This window comes from Candidatus Edwardsbacteria bacterium RifOxyA12_full_54_48, from assembly GCA_001777915.1.
GTDB lineage: Bacteria > Edwardsbacteria > AC1 > AC1 > EtOH8 > UBA2226.
Genome location: MFFN01000006.1, coordinates 88,413 through 107,825, shown reverse-complemented (window position 1 = coordinate 107,825; position 19,413 = coordinate 88,413). Strand labels below are relative to the sequence as shown.

17 protein-coding genes are annotated in these 19,413 nt (G+C 55.1%); all 17 read left to right on the top strand.

The genetic code is table 11. The features are described from left to right. Window positions 1–8 precede the first annotated feature (8 nt). The 17 genes from A2273_00470 to A2273_00390 all read left to right on the top strand — a co-directional run bounded on the left by A2273_00470 (window position 9) and on the right by A2273_00390 (window position 19,364). Window positions 9–1,406 carry a hypothetical protein gene (locus A2273_00470; GenBank protein OGF06721.1) on the top strand — a complete coding sequence of 466 codons (1,398 nt, stop codon included), beginning with the start codon at window positions 9–11 and terminating at the stop codon, window positions 1,404–1,406. 316 nt (window positions 1,407–1,722) lie between these two features. Next, window positions 1,723–3,672: a hypothetical protein gene (locus A2273_00465; protein OGF06720.1), complete on the top strand. Its 1,950-nt coding sequence runs from the start codon at window positions 1,723–1,725 to the stop codon at window positions 3,670–3,672. Window positions 3,673–3,698: 26 nt separating this feature from the next. After that, entirely contained in the window at window positions 3,699–4,154 is a 456-nt protein-coding gene (locus tag A2273_00460; GenBank protein OGF06719.1) for a response regulator, read from the top strand. Between the two features lie 467 nt (window positions 4,155–4,621). Further along, window positions 4,622–5,983, top strand: a complete 1,362-nt coding sequence (locus tag A2273_00455) for a sigma-54-dependent Fis family transcriptional regulator (protein OGF06949.1) — start codon at window positions 4,622–4,624, stop codon at window positions 5,981–5,983. Window positions 5,984–6,607: 624 nt separating this feature from the next. Further along, complete coding sequence (locus A2273_00450) at window positions 6,608–7,102, top strand: hypothetical protein (protein OGF06718.1); 495 nt, start codon at window positions 6,608–6,610, stop codon at window positions 7,100–7,102. Between the two features lie 127 nt (window positions 7,103–7,229). Continuing rightward, window positions 7,230–7,436: a hypothetical protein gene (locus A2273_00445; protein OGF06717.1), complete on the top strand. Its 207-nt coding sequence runs from the start codon at window positions 7,230–7,232 to the stop codon at window positions 7,434–7,436. 97 nt (window positions 7,437–7,533) lie between these two features. After that, window positions 7,534–8,214, top strand: a complete 681-nt coding sequence (locus A2273_00440) for a hypothetical protein (protein OGF06716.1) — start codon at window positions 7,534–7,536, stop codon at window positions 8,212–8,214. A 223-nt stretch (window positions 8,215–8,437) separates the two neighbouring features. Next, window positions 8,438–10,825 (top strand): hypothetical protein, encoded by a 2,388-nt coding sequence (locus A2273_00435; GenBank protein OGF06715.1) that lies wholly within the window; start codon window positions 8,438–8,440, stop codon window positions 10,823–10,825. A gap of 130 nt (window positions 10,826–10,955) precedes the next feature. Beyond that, window positions 10,956–12,743, top strand: coding sequence for a hypothetical protein (locus A2273_00430; protein ID OGF06714.1), 1,788 nt, complete (start codon window positions 10,956–10,958; stop codon window positions 12,741–12,743). A gap of 182 nt (window positions 12,744–12,925) precedes the next feature. Continuing rightward, window positions 12,926–13,930, top strand: a complete 1,005-nt coding sequence (locus A2273_00425) for a hypothetical protein (GenBank protein ID OGF06713.1) — start codon at window positions 12,926–12,928, stop codon at window positions 13,928–13,930. A gap of 236 nt (window positions 13,931–14,166) precedes the next feature. Continuing rightward, window positions 14,167–15,450: a hypothetical protein gene (locus A2273_00420; protein OGF06712.1), complete on the top strand. Its 1,284-nt coding sequence runs from the start codon at window positions 14,167–14,169 to the stop codon at window positions 15,448–15,450. A 151-nt stretch (window positions 15,451–15,601) separates the two neighbouring features. Further along, complete coding sequence (locus A2273_00415) at window positions 15,602–15,865, top strand: hypothetical protein (GenBank protein ID OGF06711.1); 264 nt, start codon at window positions 15,602–15,604, stop codon at window positions 15,863–15,865. Window positions 15,866–16,058: 193 nt separating this feature from the next. Further along, window positions 16,059–17,777: a hypothetical protein gene (locus A2273_00410; protein OGF06710.1), complete on the top strand. Its 1,719-nt coding sequence runs from the start codon at window positions 16,059–16,061 to the stop codon at window positions 17,775–17,777. A 147-nt stretch (window positions 17,778–17,924) separates the two neighbouring features. Continuing rightward, complete coding sequence (locus tag A2273_00405; GenBank protein ID OGF06709.1) at window positions 17,925–18,164, top strand: hypothetical protein; 240 nt, start codon at window positions 17,925–17,927, stop codon at window positions 18,162–18,164. Window positions 18,165–18,374: 210 nt separating this feature from the next. Continuing rightward, on the top strand, window positions 18,375–18,602 hold the full coding sequence (locus A2273_00400; GenBank protein ID OGF06708.1) for a hypothetical protein: 228 nt from the start codon (window positions 18,375–18,377) through the stop codon (window positions 18,600–18,602). Window positions 18,603–18,695: 93 nt separating this feature from the next. Beyond that, complete coding sequence (locus A2273_00395) at window positions 18,696–18,881, top strand: general stress protein CsbD (GenBank protein ID OGF06707.1); 186 nt, start codon at window positions 18,696–18,698, stop codon at window positions 18,879–18,881. A gap of 237 nt (window positions 18,882–19,118) precedes the next feature. After that, a complete protein-coding gene (locus tag A2273_00390) occupies window positions 19,119–19,364 on the top strand; it encodes a hypothetical protein (GenBank protein OGF06706.1) in 246 nt (81 codons plus the stop codon). The last annotated feature ends 49 nt before the right edge of the window (window positions 19,365–19,413 follow it).

Sequence of the window (19,413 nt, the reverse complement as noted above, 5' to 3'; positions counted from 1 at the left end):
AATTACCGGTGAGTTATAGAGGCCACCCGGACGACCGGCCCCGCCGGCCAGAGGCGGACAACAGCCGGGGTCATAAGCTGCGCAGGCTGACGACCTATGCTGGCTATGGTCTTGGCGGTGCCGTCTTGGCAGGGGTGGTGCTCATCCTGATCTTCAACGGGGCGCTATTGAACGGCTACGGCAAAAGGAAGTTAGAGCATACCTATGCCGCAGCCCATCCCGGGTCCACACTGCGGATAGGCAGACTGTATTACGTCGTCGGTCCCAACCGCCTGGTGGCCCGATCCGTTACCCTGAGCACGGCCAATTCAACCTATAAGGCCGGGCGGATCTCGCTGACTGGCGTCCGCTGGTTGCAGTTTCTTTTGGGAAAGTCTGCTTTGGTTGATGCCATGGCCAACGCCGGCCTGGATGCTTCGAAACTTGATATGGAATTTTCCCGGTCTCGTTATGGGATACGCTGTAAAAGGCTGCAGGCTATGGCGCCTAGCTCAGAGTTGACCGCCGAAGGGATTGAGCTTTCGCCGTTGGCGGGAGACGAGGAAATCTGCACCAAGAATCCTTTTCAAACCACCAGGTACAGCGTATCTGTGCCGGAATGCCGGGTGTCGGGGCTTAATTTTGGCGAAATGCTAAAGGGAGCGTCTTGCCAGGCCCGGGCGGTTCATTTTATCCGCCCCGCCTTTGATGCTTTTGCCTATCATGAAAAGCCACCGGGGCCTTTTGTCAAGAGCCCGCTGATGGTGAACGAGGCGCTGGCCGCCATCCGGCTGCCGGTGCGGGTCGACAGCCTCCGCATTACCGACGGCAGGGTGGCCTACCGCGACCGGGTGGCGCCCGGAGCCGCCCCCGGCGTGCTGACCTTCACGGAGGTAAATCTGGGGGCCGAGGGCATCACCAACCGGGGCCAAACGGCTGATTCCATAGTCCTCCGGGCCCAGGGAAAAATGATGGACGCCGGACTTCTTAAAATGAGGCTGGCGGTCCCGGCCGCTTCACCGGACCTTTCGTTCAAGTGTTCCGGTTCGCTGGGCGCGATGGACCTGACCCGGCTGGGTCCGTTCCTTAGTATTGTGGAACACTACGACATCAGCTCCGGCAGGGCCATAGGGGCGGAATTCTGGATCACCGTGGCCTCCGGCCGCGCCCGCGGCAGGGTCCAGGCGAACTTCAGTGACCTGACGATAGCGGTCCTTGACAAATCAACCGGTTCCGAAAAGGGATTGGACAACCGCATTGCCTCGTTCCTGGCCAACCAGTTCAAGATCCGGGGCACCAACTCTCCCGAGGCATCGGCTCCGATGAAGGTGGGCAGGGTGAACTACCGGAGAAAACCAAGCGACACCTTTCTGCAGGTGGTGTGGTATGCCCTGAAAAGCGGAGTTCTGGATGTCATCCATCAGTAATGCGTGGGCCCGGCCAGCAAGCAAAGTATCGCGGCGGCAGGGGCATCAGAATTCCCCGTTTTAAAGAGCATTCACAGAAAAAGCTTCATTCCAAAATACCGGAAGAAGCTTTTTTTAGTTGACTTTTACCAAACATTGGGTGTATCATTTATTCGGGAAAAAGGGTTCGGCTGTAATAATTCAGGATATGACCGATCCACGGGGTGGAATCCATAATAGGGCCGGGATCTGGCAACCAACAGCGAATACTTGTAATTCTAGGCAAAATTCAAGATATTGACAGCGCGAGGTAAATTACCCAACAGGGGGACGTTCCATGAAAGGTAAAACGGAAAAACAGATGGCCGTTGATTCGGCGGACAAACAGGCTTTAACGCTGTTGAAGGATTCGGAAACCCGCTACCGGCGGCTGTTTGAAACAGCCCAGGACGGGATACTGATCCTGAACGCCGATACCGGGGTCATCGAGAACGCCAACCCGTTCATCAAGGACCTGCTGGGATATCCCCGCGAGGAGCTGCTGGGCAAGGTGCTGTGGGAGATCGGCCTGTTCAAGGATATCGCGGCCAGCAGGGACAGCTTCATTGAGCTGCAGAAGAAGGGATATGTGCGTTACGAGGACCTGCCCCTGGAGACCAAGGACGGCCGCCGGAAGGAGGTTGAGTTTGTCAGCAATGCCTATTCTGTCGGCGGTAAGAACGTGCTGCAGTGCAATATCCGCGACATCACCGAGCGCAAGGAGATAGAAGCCGGCCTGGAAAAGACCCGGAAAGAACTGGCGGTCATTAAAAAGACCGCAGATGAAGTCAGTGAGTTCGCCGAGAGCGTCATCAACACCGTGCGGGAATCGTTGATCTCTTTGGATCAGAACCTGAGGGTGGTCACCGTCAGCCGATCATTCTATGAAGTCTTCAAAGTGAAGCCCGACGAGACCGTGGGCCAGCTTATCTATGACTTGGGCAACAAGCAGTGGGATATTCCCAAGCTGCGGGAACTGCTGGAAACCATCCTTCCCCAAAAGGCCAGTTTTGAAAACTATGAGGTGGAACACAATTTTGCCACCATCGGCCGCCGGATAATGCTTTTGAACGCCCGGCAGATCAAAAGGTCCTCGGGCAAAGAACGGATCATCCTGCTGGCCATCGAGGATATCACCGAGCGCAAGCAGGCGGAAGCGTCAGTCCGCGAAAGCGAAAAACGCTTGAACCGGGCACAGGAAATAGCGCATCTGGGAAGCTGGGAATTTGATCTGGTGAATGACCGTCTGTTCTGGTCGGATGAGTTATATCGGATCTTCGGGCTGAAGTCCCAGGCTTTTGCAGCAACCTATGAGGCCTTTTTGGACCAAGTGCACCCGGATGACCGGGCTGAGGTGGATGCCGCGCATTCCGGATCAAAGCGCGAGGGAAAAGACGTCTATGAAATAGATCACCGCATCATAAGAAAATCCACCGGAGAGGTCCGCAATGTCCATGAAAAATGCGAACATATCAGGGATGAAACCGGCAGGCTAATCCGCACGACCGCGATGGTCCACGATATCACGGAGCGTAAGCAGGTTGATGATGAGTTGGAAAGGTCCAACCAGAGTCTGGAGCAGTTTGCCTATGTGGCGTCCCATGACCTCCAGGAACCGCTGAGGGTGATGTCCAACTATTCCCAGCTGCTGGAAAAGCGCTATAAGGGAAAGTTGGATGCGGATGCGGATGATTTTATCGGCTTTATCGTGAACGCGGCCAGCCGCATGCAGAAATTGATCTCCGACCTTTTGGAATATTCCCGTATCGGCCGCAAAGAAAATCCCCTGACCGAAGTTGATTCCAACGAACTGGTTGACAAAGCAATTAAAAACCTGTCCGGGTCCATAAAATCTGCCGGCGCTACCGTGACCCATGGGAACCTGCCGGTGGTAAATGTCCCCGCAAACAGTTTCATGCAGTTATTCCAGAACCTGATCGGCAACGCCGTAAAATTCCACGGCCAGGAACCGCCCCGGATCACCATCAGTGCCGAGAAACAGGATATAGAGTGGAAATTCGGAGTGCATGACAACGGCATCGGCATTGAACCGCAATACCAGGACAGAATACTCCAGATATTCCAGCGCCTCCATTCCCTGCACGAATATCCCGGTACCGGCATCGGCCTGGCGATATGCAAGAAGATAGTGGAGAATCGCGGGGGGCGGATCTGGGTGGAATCCCAGGCCGGCCAGGGAGCAACGTTTTACTTTACAGTACCGGTGTTATTTACCGGGGCCATTTAATATTTTACGAAAGAAGGAAAAATCCCATGGAAAATGACGATCACATAGTAAACCCGATCGAGGTGCTTCTGGTCGAGGACAGTCCGGCGGACGTACGCCTGACCAAGGAGGCGTTAAAAGAGGAAAAGCTTCACATCACCCTTCAGGTGGTGAATGACGGAGTGGAGGCGATGGAATATCTGCGCCAGGAAGGGAAGTATTCCAAGGCAGTGCGGCCGGACCTGATTTTGCTGGACCTAAATCTGCCGAAAAAAGACGGCCGGGAAGTGCTTAAGGAGATAAAAGGCGATGATAATCTGAGAAGCATTCCGGTGGTGGTTCTCACCACTTCCAAATCGGAAGCGGACATAATAAAAGTATACGACCTGCATGCTAATTGCTATATCACCAAACCGCTGGATCTGAATCAGTTTTCCACGGTGGTGAAATCCATAGAAAATTTCTGGCTGACCATCGTCAAACTGCCATCAAACAAGGGCTAGTCACTAAAAGACCAGCGAAGGGCAGGGGGCCTTCACCCTTCGTACAGAGGCCCTCTCGTCCATAACAAAGGAAAGATATGTCAGACCCGATCAAACTGCTGGTAATTGAAGATACCGACGCGGATTTCCGCCTGGTGCAGGAATACCTTAGGGAATCCCGTCTGGCATCATTTGAAATTAGGCGCAGCCAAACCCTCTCCGATGCGCTCAGAGCGTTGTCTGAGAATAAAACCGACGCCGTATTGGCCGATCTGGGCTTGCCTGACAGCCAGGGATTGACCATAATAGATAAGATCTCCCAGGCCGCCCCAAATGTAGCTGTCATTGTGCTGACCGGACTGGATGATGAGCAAGTGGGCATAGATGCGCTTACTAAGGGAGCGCAGGATTACTTTGCCAAGGGTCGCCTGCAAGTAGTGCCTCTGGATAAAAGCATCCGCTATGCCATAGAACGCAAGCAGGCGGAAATGGAGATAAAAAGCTCAGAGAAAAAGCTCCGCACCATCTTTGAGGCCGTTCCCTGCACCATACTGATAATGGACGACCAGTTGACTGTAAGATCCGCCAACGGGGCAGCCCAGCATACTTTTGGCCTGCCGGAAACCGCCATCGTCAATCACCGCTGGGGCGATATGCTGCGGTGCACCCACGCCGAGGAAACGCCGGAGGGATGCGGATCCCTTGATGTCTGCAGCAACTGTCAGGTCAGAACCACGGTATTGGCGGCTTTAGCGGGTGCGGAAACACAGCGGGTCATGGCTAATTTTGAATTCTTTATAGACGGCCATATCCATAAACGGCTGTTTTCCCTAAGCGCAGCGCCCATAGAATATGAACGGAAGAGAATGGCGGTGCTGACGGTGGAGGATATCACCGAATTGTCATATTTACGCCAGCGGCTCCGGATAGAACATTCCTTTGCCGGCATAGTGGGCAAGGACGAAAAAATGATGGAATTGTACGCCACCATCCGGGAACTGGCCGAATCCAGCGCCCAGGTGCTGATCCAGGGGGAAAGCGGAACTGGCAAGGAGCTGGTGGCCTCGGCCCTGCATAACGAAGGCCCGCGGCGCCATAAGCGTTTCGTTCCGGTCAATTGCGGATCTCTGCCGGACGGCCTGCTGGAAAGCGAATTATTCGGACATTGCAAAGGATCTTTTACCGGAGCCATTCGCGACAAGAAGGGCCGGTTTGAACTGGCCGACGGGGGCACCATCTTCCTGGACGAGGTGGGCGATCTGAGCCAGGCCATGCAGGTCAAGCTGCTGCGGGTGCTGCAGAATGGCCAGTTCGAGCCGGTGGGCTCCGAAAAGACGATGAAGGTGGATGTCCGGGTGATCAGCGCCACCAACAAGGACCTGCGCGAAGAGATCAAAGCCGGCAGGTTCCGGGAAGACCTTTTCTACCGGCTGTGCGTGGTGCCGATCACCATGCCGCCGTTGAGGGAAAGACTTAACGACATCCCCCTTTTGGCCGAGAGCTATCTTGAATGGTCATCCAAGGAATCCCATAAGGAAAAGGTCTCCCTGTCGCCCGAGGTGTTGGATATCCTGATGGAATATAATTGGCCCGGCAATGTCAGGGAGCTGCAGAACGTCCTGCAATTTGCCCTGATCAAATGCCGGGGCAAGGCCATCTCCCCGCAATATCTGCCGATAAATATTTTCCCGACCGATAAACGTCCCCAGAAACGCAGGAACCGCCAAGGAAAACTTGACTCCAAAACAGTGGATGCGGCCCTGGAAGAAACCCAGGGAAATAAATTAAAAGCCGCCAAACTCCTGGGGGTAAGCCGGGCCACCATCCACCGGTTCCTGACTCAAAAGTGAAGGCGAATGTCTCATTTAACTCAAGTGTGTCATTAAGCGTTAATGATACAGATAATATGAAGCGATGACCAATACTGGGTCCTAATAACCAAAGATACCCCTTGGAAAGGGTCTGTTTTGCCGAAATAGGCAGGACGGGCCCTTTTTTATTTGGCAAGGATAGGGAACAGTGTCTCATTAACATTAGGGGAGATGATACACTTTCCGGAACTGTTCCGGCATCCATTTTATTAATTTACAGGCAGTTATCTTGCTCCCGTTCAACGGCATAGGATATCACCAGCCGAGTATCTTTTGTCCCGCCGATGATGTGGCACGGAATAAGCTGCTATATAACAATGTTGGACAATTCTACCGCAGTTAATCAGGGCATTTGGGTGACCGTCAAATTGCGGCAAAAATTCAGATTACTTTGTAAACCGAAAATATGAAAGGAAACTAACATGCTGTTCATCATCGCCACTATAATGGTAGTTTTGTGGTTGCTGGGGCTGGTTACTTCCCATACCATGGGAGGTTTGGTCCACATTCTTCTGGTCATAGCCGTCATTGCCGTCCTGATAAGGATCATCCGCGGCAACAAAATACTGTAACCTACAACATCATCGAAGGGAGCAACCCCCCATGAGATCGTTTCTTTATGCCGCCATCACCTTGGTCCTGTTTCTGACCGCCACCGGAGCCAGCAGCCAGGAACGCCGCTTCGGTCTGGGAATAATCATTGGCGAGCCGACCGGACTCAGTGCCAAACTGTGGACATCGAACCGCACTGCCCTGGATTTCGGCCTGGGATGGTCGTTGGGCGGGGACCGGATCTCCAAGTATGACGGCTATTATACCGGCGAGAGCCGGATCCACTTCCACATGGATCATCTCTGGCATTCATTCGACGCCATTCGCTCAAGCGAACGATTCCCCCTGTATTACGGGGTCGGAGGACGGATCAATACCGGGGCCGGGTACAAGAACTCGGCTGCCGTCCGCGGGGTGCTGGGCATTCTGTGGCTGCCTCGCCGGACGCCGATAGACGTGTTTCTGGAACTGGTTCCCGCGCTCCAACTGGTGCCGTCAACGGGCTTTGGCATAGATGCCGGCATCGGGGTCAGGTATTTCTTTTAAACCGGGCGGAAGTATAACGGCCCAGTTTAATTATACCCCTTCGAACGGTTCGACCCATAGCCTTTTGCCTATCCTAAAGCGGCCCGAAGCCGCTTTGATCGCCGTAATATTTTAAGGAGCATTACAAATGTACAAAGGTCTTTCGGTTGCCCTGCTGGCCATAGGGATTTTGCTGATCGTTTGGGGGGTCAGGGCCGGGGATTCCTTCAGCTCTGATGTCTCAAGATTTTTCACCGGCTCGCCCACCGACAAAACGGTCTGGATGCTGATAGGCGGATCGGTCGCTTCCCTGGCCGGGCTTTTCGGCCTGTTCTTCAGCCCCAAGAGGAAATAAGGACGATGGAAACTTTCGCCGGCTTTTTATATCCGGTATTGGAGAAATGCGATCCTGGTCATTGTAGACCGCCAAGATCGATCAACGAGGTATCAAAATGAAAGCAATATTGGCCGTGGTGATAGTTCTGGTCATGCTGCTGGCCGGCAGTTCGTATTATTTTTACTTTAACGGCCGAAACGAGCTTGAGGCTGCGCGCAACACAGTCACGGACCTCACCTTCCAGATCAATGCCCTGGAAGCGCAAAGGATGGAATTGGAGCGGGAACTTGAGGCCAAGATAGCCGTCATTTCCCTGAAAAAGGAGGAGGAGATCGCCCGGCTGAAAGGCACTTACGAAAAGCTGACCGCGGACATGAAGAATGAGATCGGGCAGGGCCAGATCAAGATCACCCAGCTGGCCGACCGTTTGTCGGTAAGCATGGTCGACAAGATATTGTTCCCATCGGGTGAAGCCGAATTAACGCCGGAGGGCATAAAAGTGCTGGAAAGGGTCGGCAATGTCCTGAAAAACACCAGCAACAAGACCATCCGGGTTGAGGGCCATACCGATAACGTGCCGATACACACCCGTCTCCAGAAGCAATATCCCACTAATTGGGAGCTTTCGACGGCCCGGGCGGCAAATGTGGTCCGTTTTCTTCAGGAGAAGGTCGGCATCGCTCCGGAGCGGATGCAGGTCATCGGCCTGTCGGAATACCAGCCGGTGGCCAGCAATAAAACGGCCTCCGGCCGCAGCAAGAACCGGCGGATAGAAATAACCCTGCTGCCGGAGTAGAACGGCAATTAACGGGGGCTGCAATTCAATGGCCGGGATCACCGGCCGATGAAGCTCCGAAAGGACTGCTAAGCAATAAATTTTATAAATAGAAGAAAGGAAAGGAAGCATATTATGCCTGATCAACAAAAATCACCAAGGCGATATTTAACTTGAAAAAATGTTTAGGCCCCAGAGCAACAAGCAACAGAAAAAGAAACTAATACAAAGAGGAGTCAGAGTCATGTTTACCAAAACAGTCAGAAGGAAGGGCATAACCGCAATGTCCATTGCGCTTATGGCTCTGGTAATGTGTGTTACCAACGGTTACGGCGCCACACCGGTAGATCTGGGAACGGCCGGCAATTTCGCCATCCTGGCAGAGTCTGGAATTTCAACCACTGCCGGCAGCTTAATTGCGGGAAACATCGGAGTAAGTCCGGCCGCCGCAGGTACGATCACCGGACCATTCGGGCTGGTGATGAGCCTCGACAGCACATATTCGACGTCATCTTTGGTGACCGAGAAGGTCTATGCCGCCAATTACAAGGAGCCAACCCCGACCGAGCTGGGAGTGGCGATCGGCAACATGGTAACCGCGTACGGAGTAGCTGCCGGACGCACCCCGGATTCCACCGAACTGCACTCTGGAATTCTCAGCGGGCAGACACTCTACCCCGGCACCTATTTTTGGAGCTCCACAGTACTGATAAACGATACCCTGACCCTGGACGGAGACTCCAACGCCGTCTGGGTATTCCAGATAGCGCAAACCCTAACCCTGGGCAGCGGCGCCATGATCAAACTTACCGGGGGCGCCCAGCCCAAGAATATCTTCTGGCAGGTGACCGGCCAAACCACCCTGGGAACATACTCCGATTTCAAGGGCATCATACTGGACGCCACTGCCATCGTGATCATGACCGGCGCGGCCTTTAACGGCCGGGCTTTGGCCCAGACCGCGGTGACCCTGGACGCCGTGGCCTTTACCGCCCCAGTCACAGTAGACACCACCGCCCAGGACACCATACCGCCGACCGTGACCGTGATTGCGCCCAACGGCGGCGAGGCCTGGAACATCGGTTCCAGCCGCCTGATCGTCTGGAGCCAAAGCGACAACGTCGGCGTGACGGAGAGTGAGGTGAGCTACTCCATCGACAACGGGGCCAACTGGGACCCGATCTGGACCGGGCTCGACACCAGCTATAACTGGATGGTGCCCAACACCCCCAGCACTTTTGCCCTGGTCAAGGTGACCGCCCGCGACAGCGCCGGCAACAGCTCGGCGGATACCAGCGATGGCGTATTCACCATCAACGACAGCATCCCGCCCACGGTGATCTCCACCGATCCGCCGAATTCCACCATTGACGTGTCGATCTACACCAAGATCACCGCCACCTTCAGCGAGTCCATGGACTCCCTAACAATTGACACCCTGACATTCACCGTGAAACAGGGGCTGACACCGATCAGGGGTGTGGTGACATATGTTGATAGTGTTAAAACGGCAACTTTCGCGCCCTACGACAATCTTGATACCAACGCCGTTTACACGGCCACGATCACGACCGGGGCCACCGATCTGGGCGGCAACGCGCTGGATAGCGCCTATGTCTGGAGCTTTACCACCGGCATGACGACCAATCGCACTCCGGTAGATCTGGGATTGGCCGGCAATTTCGTGATCCTGTCAAAAGCCGGAATTTCAACCACCGGAACCACCCAAATAGTGGGAGATATGGGGGTGAGTCCAATCGCCGCGACGGCTATAACCGGGTTTGGCTTAATTATGGCCGCCGATAGCGCATATTCGACATCAACCTTGGTGGACGGCAAGATATATGCCGCCGACTACAAGGCGCCTACTCCGACTTACGTGGGCACGGCCGTCAGCAACATGGAAACCGCGTTCACCGACGCCGCCGGACGGACATTGCCGGACTTTACCGAACTGCATGCCGGGAACCTTACCGGAAAGACCCTGGTCCGCGGCCTGTATAAGTGGAGCACCGGGGTCCTGATAAACGCCCCGGGCGTCACTTTAACCGGCGACTCCAATGATGTCTGGATATTCCAGATAGATGGAACCCTTATCGTGGGCAGCGGAGCCATTGTTTACTTAAGCGGCGGCGCTCTGGCCAAGAACATCTTCTGGCAGGTGGCCGACCAGACCACCCTGGGATCAACCACTCAATTCAAGGGTAACATATTGGACTATACAGCGATCGTGATGCAGGACGGAGGAACTTTGGACGGCCGGGCGCTGGCCCAGACCGAGGTAACATTGATAGGCAATACCCTTACCATACCCACCGGCGTAGAACAGCCGATAGAAGGCCTCCTGACCTACGGCAAGCTGCAATTGATGCCCTGCCGGCCCAACCCAAGCTCGGGCCTGGTAACCATCAGCTATGCCCTTCCCCGGTCCGGCAATATCTCGCTTAATATTTACGACATCCGCGGCCGGCTGGTAAGCACCCTGGCCCAGGGACAAAAATCGGCCGGGTCTTATAACATTACCTGGAGGGGCAACGACCGCCAGGGAAGAAAGGTTTCGTCCGGGGTATACATTTACCGGCTTAACTATGAAGGGACCAGCCTCACCAGGCGGTTAGTGCTGGTAAGGTAAACAACGGCAACCGGCACCAAAACAATAAATGCAACAGCGCCTGCGGGGGCAAAGAACCCCCGCAGGCTAAAAACAACAACCTAAAAAAGGAAAGAGCCAAATGAAACGTCTAATCGCATTAGTAGCGCTGATGGCGCTGGCGGCCGGGATGGCCTCGGCCTCGCCAACCATCTGGGGCAGCAGCGGGATGTTCCGGACCATCAGCGCCCAGAACGCCGGCCCGATGAACTTCGGGATCGGAGCCTATCTGTACGCCTGGAAATGGGACGACGACTCCACAGCCACCAGCCTTAAAAACGGGGCCATGGACATGGCCATCAGGCCCTCCGGCTACTTCAGCATCAACGACATGTTCGAGCTGTCAGCGGGCACGAACTACCTGATGCCTTCCAGCTACGTTGAAATAGGCGGGACCAAGTACACCTATAACCCCAGCGGTCTGGGCAACACCCGGGTGGGCTTGAAAATGTCGATACCGGCCGGAGACAAGATGTGGCTGGCCGCCTATTTCGGCTATGACATCGCCACCGTGGCCGACACCTTCAAGATCGCGCCGTCGGGCCACGTTTACAATGGCGGCATCGACGCCCGGATGCTGGCCGACCGGCATTTCGGCCAAGACGGCCGCGGCTGCATCACCTTCAACGCCGGCATGTATTATAAGCTGGACAAGATGCATGCCTCGGCCACCGACAGCACGGAGGTGAATATCTATCCGAACATGTCGCTGCCGTTCGGCATCGGTTTAAGCTACGACATGGGATACCTGACCCCCTATGTCGGGTTCAGCGCCGAATACATGATGGACACCACCAAGTATCCCAAGCCCGGCAGCACCACCGGCGAGCTGATCGAATACGACGAATTGAACAACCCCACCTGGGCGGTCTTCGGCCTGAGGTACTATGTCGCAGGCTTCAACATCACGGGGGGCGGCGAGTACAACCTGCGGACCGACGTCCGTGAGGCTTTGCCATTCTTCCGCGGCGGCGAGCACTGGCATGCCATCCTGGGCCTGCACTATGCGCCCAAGGCGGAGATAGGCCCGAAGGTTCCGGCCACCGGGATCATCACCGGCAAGGTGACTGACAAGTCGACCGGCAAAGGGATCCTGGCCATCGTATCGGCCGGAGGGATCGCCGCCAATAGCAACCCGACCGGCGAATACCGGCTGGAAGGGGTCGTCATCGGAAAAGCTCCGGTGGAGATCAGGGCCGAGGCCAAGCTGTACCTGCCGGGGAGCGCCGCGGTCCAGTTGACAAAAAAGAACAGGAAAGTGCCGGCCATCCAGGACTTCGCCCTGACCCTCAAACCCATTCCTCCCAGCGAAATCTCCGGCAACGTAATGGACTACAAAACCGGCAGTCCGGTGGTTGCCACCATATCCTTCAAGGATTCCACCGGCAAGTTCCAGTCCGCCAAGACCGACTTCAAGGGCGCCTTCAACATCATGTTGAACCAGGGCGAGTACTACGTCCAGGCCGGAGCCGACGGGTATTACCCCAAGAGCCTCACCCTGCACCCCATGGGCGGCGCGCCGCTTGCGAAGCAGACCATATACCTGGTCAAGATCGGCGACAAGTTCGTCTTTACCGACGTTAATTTCACCATTGGAAATGCCAAGCTCGGCCCCAATTCCGCGCAGCTTCTGGAATCCATTGCCAAGATCCTGAAAGAAAACCCGGAAGTAAGGGTGGAGATCGGCGGGCATACCTCCAGCCCTGGCACCAAAGCCTATAACCAGAAGCTATCCGAAGCCCGGGCCAACGTGGTTCGCAATGCCCTGATAGCCGACTATGGCATCAGCGCAGACCGGTTGACGCATATTGGCTACGGCGAGGACTACCCGGTTGCCACCAATAGCACCAAGGCCGGCCGGGCCCTTAACCGCAGGATGGAAGTCACGGTAATAAAATAGCCACGGATCAACAGTCAAAAGAAACTTTTAACAAGGTCCCGCCCCCAAAAAGGGGGCGGGACAAGGCACCGCCCACAGGCCACACCGGCCAAACGCTGTGCCCCAAAGAAAGAGGCAGAGTTATGTCAACAAAACCAGTCAGACGGCAGGCCATGACCGTAATAACGATGGCGGTTATTGCGATGGTACTGGGCATTACCAATGGATACGGCGCCACGCCGGTGGATCTGGGAAAGGCCGGTAATTTTGTGATCCTGGCCAAGACCGGAATATCGACCACCGCCGGCACCCAAATTATGGGAAATATCGGAGTGAGCCCGAACACCGCTGGCTCCATAACCGGACCATTTGACCTGACCTTGGATAGTTCGGGTACCTTTGCGACCTCGCCCCTGGTAACTGGGAAAGTATATGCGGCCGATTATACGGTTCCTACGCCGGCATACCTGGACTCGGCTGTCCTTGATATGCAAACCGCCTATACCACCACCGCCGGATTGACTCCGGATTCCACCGAACTGCACGCCGGTGACCTCAGCGGGCAGACCATTTACCCCGGCACATATTACTGGAGCTCCGCGGTCCTGATAAACGGCGGCGTCACCTTGTCGGGCGGCGCGGATGACGTCTGGATCTTTCAGATAGCACAAACTCTGGGAGTGGGCAACAGCGCCATTGTTACCCTAGGCGGCGCCGCTCAGGCCAAAAACATTTTCTGGCAGGTGGCCGGCCAGACCACCCTGGGAACGTCCTCCGATTTCAAGGGAACCATATTGGATATGACGGCGATCGTGATCCAGACCGGCGCAACAGTGAACGGCAGCGCCCTGGCCCAGACCGCGGTGACATTGGACGCCGTGGCCATTACCACAGGGGTAGAACAGCCGACCGGAGGCGAATTGACCCTCAATAAACTGCAACTGATGCCCTGCCGGCCCAACCCGGTTTCGGGGTCGGCGATCATCAGCTACGTTCTCCCCCGGGCCGGCAATGTCTCGCTTAATGTTTACGATATCTGCGGCCGGAAGGTAAGCACCCTGGTGCAGGGTCAAAAGCAGAGCGGGGCGTATAACATTATCTGGAGAGGCAGCGACAGCCAGGGAAGAAAGCTGTCAGCCGGAATTTATTTTTACCAGTTGAATTATGAAGGGACCAGTCTTACCCGGCGGCTGGTGCTGTTGAGATAAGAACCTCAGCTGGCGTGAGAATTACGGCAGCCATGGCCGTGTCCGAAATAACCCGTCCTACCGGTGGATCTCTTATATGCCAAAGGAAATAATCAAACAACGTCCCGCCGCTTTAATAAGCGGCGGGGCAAGGCACAGCACTCCGCCCGCCGAGCGCATACTGCGTCCCAAAAAGAAAGAAGTGTAAAACCATGTTAACAAAAACCGGAAGACGGCCGATCATAGCCGCAATAACCATGGGGCTGGCGGCCCTGGCAATGGGCATTACCAACGGCTACAGTCAGCCGGTAGACCTGGGAACGGCCGGCAATTTTGCCATCCTGGCAAAATCCGGAATATCGACCACCGGAACCACCATTATTAATGGTTCCATCGGAGTGAGCCCGATAGCAGCCAGCGCCATAACCGGATTCTCCCTTACCATGAGTGCCGACAGCACCTATTCGACATCATCCTTGGTGACCGGGAATGTCTATGCCGCCAATTATAAGGCCCCCACTCCGGCCAACCTGACCGCGGCCGTCAGCGCCATGGAAGCCGCATACACCAATGCTGCCGGGCGGACACCGCCGGATATTACTGAACTAGGCGCCGGGAATATCAGCGGAATGACCCTGGTCCCCGGTATTTATAAATGGGCCACCGGGGTTATCATAAACGACAGTCTGATTCTTGAGGGCGGCGCAGAAGATGTCTGGATATTCCAGATAGGCACAACTCTCAACGTCGGCAGCTATGCCATCGTTAATTTAAGAGGCAGCGCCCAACCACACAATGTTTTCTGGCAGGTGGCCGGCCAGACCACCCTGGGAACTTACTCTCAATTCAAGGGAACGATACTTGATGCCACGGCCATCGTGATAATGACCGGAGCAACTTTAAGCGGCAGGGCCCTGGCCCAGACCGCGGTAACATTGGACGCAGTTACCGTGCCCTTGGCAATAGAGCTGTCGGAATTTGCCTGCCAGAGCGGAAGCAAGGGAATAACTTTAACCTGGCGGACCGCCAGTGAGATCAACAATAACGAATGGCTGATAGAGCGTTCATTTGGCCAGGCCGAAGATTTTCTTAAGCTGACATCTGTATCGGCCGAAGGATCCCCCTTCGGCTGCCAATACAGCTACACCGATACTTTGGTGCTTCCCAATTCCACCTACTACTATCGTCTGGGGGATAAGGATCTAAGCGGCCAGATAACCTGGCACGGTCCGGTGATGGCGGTAAGCGGCGAATTGACCCTCAATAAACTGCAATTAATGCCCTGCCGGCCCAACCCGGTTTCGGGGTCGGCGATCATCAGTTACGTTCTCCCCCGGGCCGGCAATGTCTCTCTTAATGTTTACGATATCTGCGGCCGGAAGGTAAACACCCTGGTGCAGGGTCAAAAGCAAAGCGGGGCTTATAACATTATCTGGAGAGGCAGCGACAGCCAGGGAAGAAAGCTGTCAGCCGGAGTTTATTTTTACCAGTTGAATTATGAAGAAAACAGCCTTACCCGGCGGCTGGTGCTGCTGAGGTAGCTTATTAAATAGACACGACCAGGAATGACGGTACGTCCTGTTAATGGTGATGTGCCATTATGTACCAGAGACGACAATCATGGATCTCTCCTGTGACAGAAATTCGGGAGGTCCGGTTATAAGCTGACAACCGGCTTAGATAGGATTAAATATGGGTAAAATTAAAATCAATGAGCATTTGGATGTGGTGCTTGACATGGTCGAGCACATGGTCCAAGTGGCCGATCAAGGCATGGTGAACGATACTGACGATAACGGGTTTTACTTGCTTTATGGCATTATCTACGACAACGCGTATATCATCAGGAAAGCGGCCGAAAAGGAATATAAGGCCCGCAATTTGGAAATGCCGGCCAGACACATCAAACCCCCCAAAGTAAAGGCTGCCCAAGAGGAACAATCTCCAGTGGTATAAAAATCCTCAATGATTTAGACCTCGGGGAATGATCAAATATAAAAAAGGCCCGCCAACTGCTCATAAAGAGCGAAACCAGGCACAGCCGTCAGCCCACCGGGCTAAAACTGCGCCCCAAATAGGAGATAAAACCATGTCGAAAAAAACAGGCACCCGGCAGGTCATTACCGTAATAATGCTTAGTCTTATTGCGATGGCCGTGGGTGTGGCGACCAACGGCTGCGGGCAGAGGATCACCAGCCCCGTTGCCGTAACGGCCGACACCACAAGGCCGGCGGTGAATTCCACCAACCCGGCCAACCTTGCCACCGGTGTGTTGCTCAACCGGCAGATCACAGCCGCCTTTAGCGAGGCCCTGGACCCGGCTACCATTACCGCCGCCACCTTTACTTTAAAACAGGGAGCAACCGCCATTTCGGGAGCGGTATCCTATGCTGCCGCAGGCGCCACGGCCACCTTTGATCCTACCAGCAACCTGACCGCCAGCACCGTTTATACGGCCACGCTGACCACCGGGGTCAAGGATCCGGACGGCAATACGCTGGCCAGTAACTATGTCTGGACATTTACCACCGGCACAACGGAGGACACCACCAGGCCCACCGTCAGTTCCACCGTTCCGGCGAATCTGGCCACCGGCGTGGCGCTGGGAGGCAACATCGCCGTCACCTTCAGCGAAGCGATGAACCCGGCCACCATCACCGCCGCCACCTTTACCTTAAAACAGGGGACCACGGTCATTTCCGGCGCGGTGACCTCCCTGGGCGCGACCGCCACCTTCAACCCGGCAGCCAATCTGGCGGCCAGCACCGTCTATACCGCCACCATCACCACCGGGGTCACCGATCTGGCCGGCAATGCAATGGCCAGCACCTATGTCTGGACATTTACCACCGGAACAACGGCGGACACCACCAGGCCCACAGTGGTCTCCACCATCCCGGCCAATGCCGCCACCGGTGTTGCGGTCAACGCCAACATTTACGTCACCTTCAGCGAAGCAATGAATCCGTTGACCATCACCGCTTCCACCATTACCTTAAAACAGGGTACCACGCTTATATCCGGCGCGGTGACCTCTCCCAGCACCACCACCGCCGCCCTTAATCCCGGCAGCGACCTGGCCAACAATACCACCTATACGGTCACAGTCACCACCGGGGTCAAGGATCTGGCCGGCAATGCAATGGCTGTTGCCAAAGTGTGGAGCTTCACCACCATCGCTGCGGGGACGGCCGGACCGCCGCCGGTTGACCTGGGCACCGCCGGCAATTTCGTGCTACTGTCAAAAACGGGGATTTCGACCACCGGGTCCGCCTCGGTAGTGGGCAACATGGGCGTGAGCCCGGCCGCCGCCAGCTATATCACCGGGTTCGGGTTGATCATGGATGTTTCGAACACATTTTCAACCTCAACTCTGGTGACTGGAGGGAAAGTCTACGCTTCCGACTACTACCCGCCCACTCCCGCCAACCTGACCACAGCCATCAGCGATCTGGAAACCGCTTACACCGACGCCGCCGGACGGACCAACCCCACTGCCACCGAACTGGGAGCCGGGAATATCACTTCGCTGACCCTGGTTCCGGGCCTTTACAAGTGGGGCACCGGCCTTTTGGTAAATGCCCCCGGGGTCACGCTCAGCGGCGGGGTGAATGATGTCTGGATCTTCCAGATAGCCCAGGATCTCACCATCGGCAGCGGCGCCATCATTACGCTGAGCGGAGGCGCCCAGGCCAAGAACATCTTCTGGCAGGTGGCCGGCCAAGTGACCCTGGGAACGACCGCCAACCTCAAGGGGATCATGCTGTGCCAGACCCTGATGAGCATGGAAACCGGTTCAATATTTACCGGACGGGCGCTGGTGCAGTCAGCGGTGACCCTGGATGCCGCGACCGTTACCGCTCCATAGGGTAACTGGCAAATGACCTCCCTGTATCTCTGAAATACGGGGAGGTATCCCAAAAAGGGTAACAACGAGCGGCCGGGTCATTAAAGGCTCGGCCCTTGTAACATAACAAGGAGGTAACGACAAATGGGTATTGAATGGTACCGTGATTTGAGCCTAACCGTCCTGGGATTTGTGTCCACGGCGGTGCTCATTTTTGCTTCGGTAATGTTTTACCAGCTGCGTTGCGAAACCAAGTCAGCGCTGCAGTCGGTCAAGGAGGCATCCGAGAGCGTCAGCGACACCGTGGCCATGGTGCAGGAGGGCCTTCGGCCCCTGCTTCCGGTATTGGCATTGATCCAGGGCCTGCTGGGGGGGGTCAAGAATATCGGCAAAATATTCAAAAAATAGAAAACGACAAAGGAGCCAAAACCATGAAACGCAAACGGTCAAATAACAGGCACCGGCCAGGCTGCCGTTTAAGTCCTGCCCCGGGGAAAAGCCCAAAACTCAGCACGGCAAACATGATACAGTTGGCATATCAACGTCTGTGGCGAAGGATGGTCGCAGCTTAAACCGTAATTAAACAAACGGATAAATAACAATTTAAGGAATCTGAAAATGAATACGACAAAAGCCCAAAAAGTCCAGCCGGCCATAACCGCTCCCGTCTCCGCCGGGGCGCCCGCAGATATGGAAAACCTGACCAGGATAAAGGCCCATCAAATGTTTGAACAGAGGGGCCGGCAGCCCGGCCGTGACCTGGACGATTGGTTGGCAGCCGAAAAGGATCTGGCGGGAAAGCCGGCCAATGATATAAAGGGCGTAAAAGGCTTTAAAACCACTTGACAACAGGATGGTTATGAATGACGGATCGTCAAAAACAGAATAGGGTTATCGAACAAAACCAAACGGATTCAATTAATTTCAGGGAGATGCCAAATGAACAAGCTAAAAATCAAGGGTAACTGGAATGAGGTGGCGGGCAAGCTCAAACAGCAATATGCCAACCTGACGGACGATGACGTGCTCTTTATAGAGGGCAAGGAGGAAGAGCTGTTGGGGAGACTCCAGAAGAAGCTGGGAATTACCAAGGAAGAAATACGCCAGTTGCTGATGAAGGTGTAACGGAAATATTTTAAGGGTGGTTGCCGTTCTGCCTGCGGAGAAAGGAGCCGAACATGATCTGGATCATTTTTACCATCCTGCTGGTTTTGTGGCTTTTTGCCTGGCTGATCGGCAATTTACTGGGAGGGGCAGTTCATGTTTTGCTGGTAATTTTCATAGTCGTGATCCTGGCCAGCCTGATCGCGGGCCACAAACGGCGAAGCGCATAAGGTAACTTTAATAAAGGAGAGAACAATTATGAACAGGGATCATGTTTCCGGTTTTGGCCTCGGCCTGCTGACCGGGGCGGTCATTGGCGGAGTAATGGCCTTGCTCTATGCCCCGAAATCGGGCAAAGTGACCAGACAGCTGCTCAAGGAAGCGGTCGATGAGGTGGCGGACACCGTCAAGGAAACTGCCGGCAGTGTGGTGGACACGGTCAAGGAGGCAACCTCCGAAGCCAGCCGTAAGGGGCGTGCAGCTGTCCGGGCCATAAAGCGATAAAACTGCAAACACCATGAGCCTTCTGCCTGACGATGTAGTTGGCTTCATA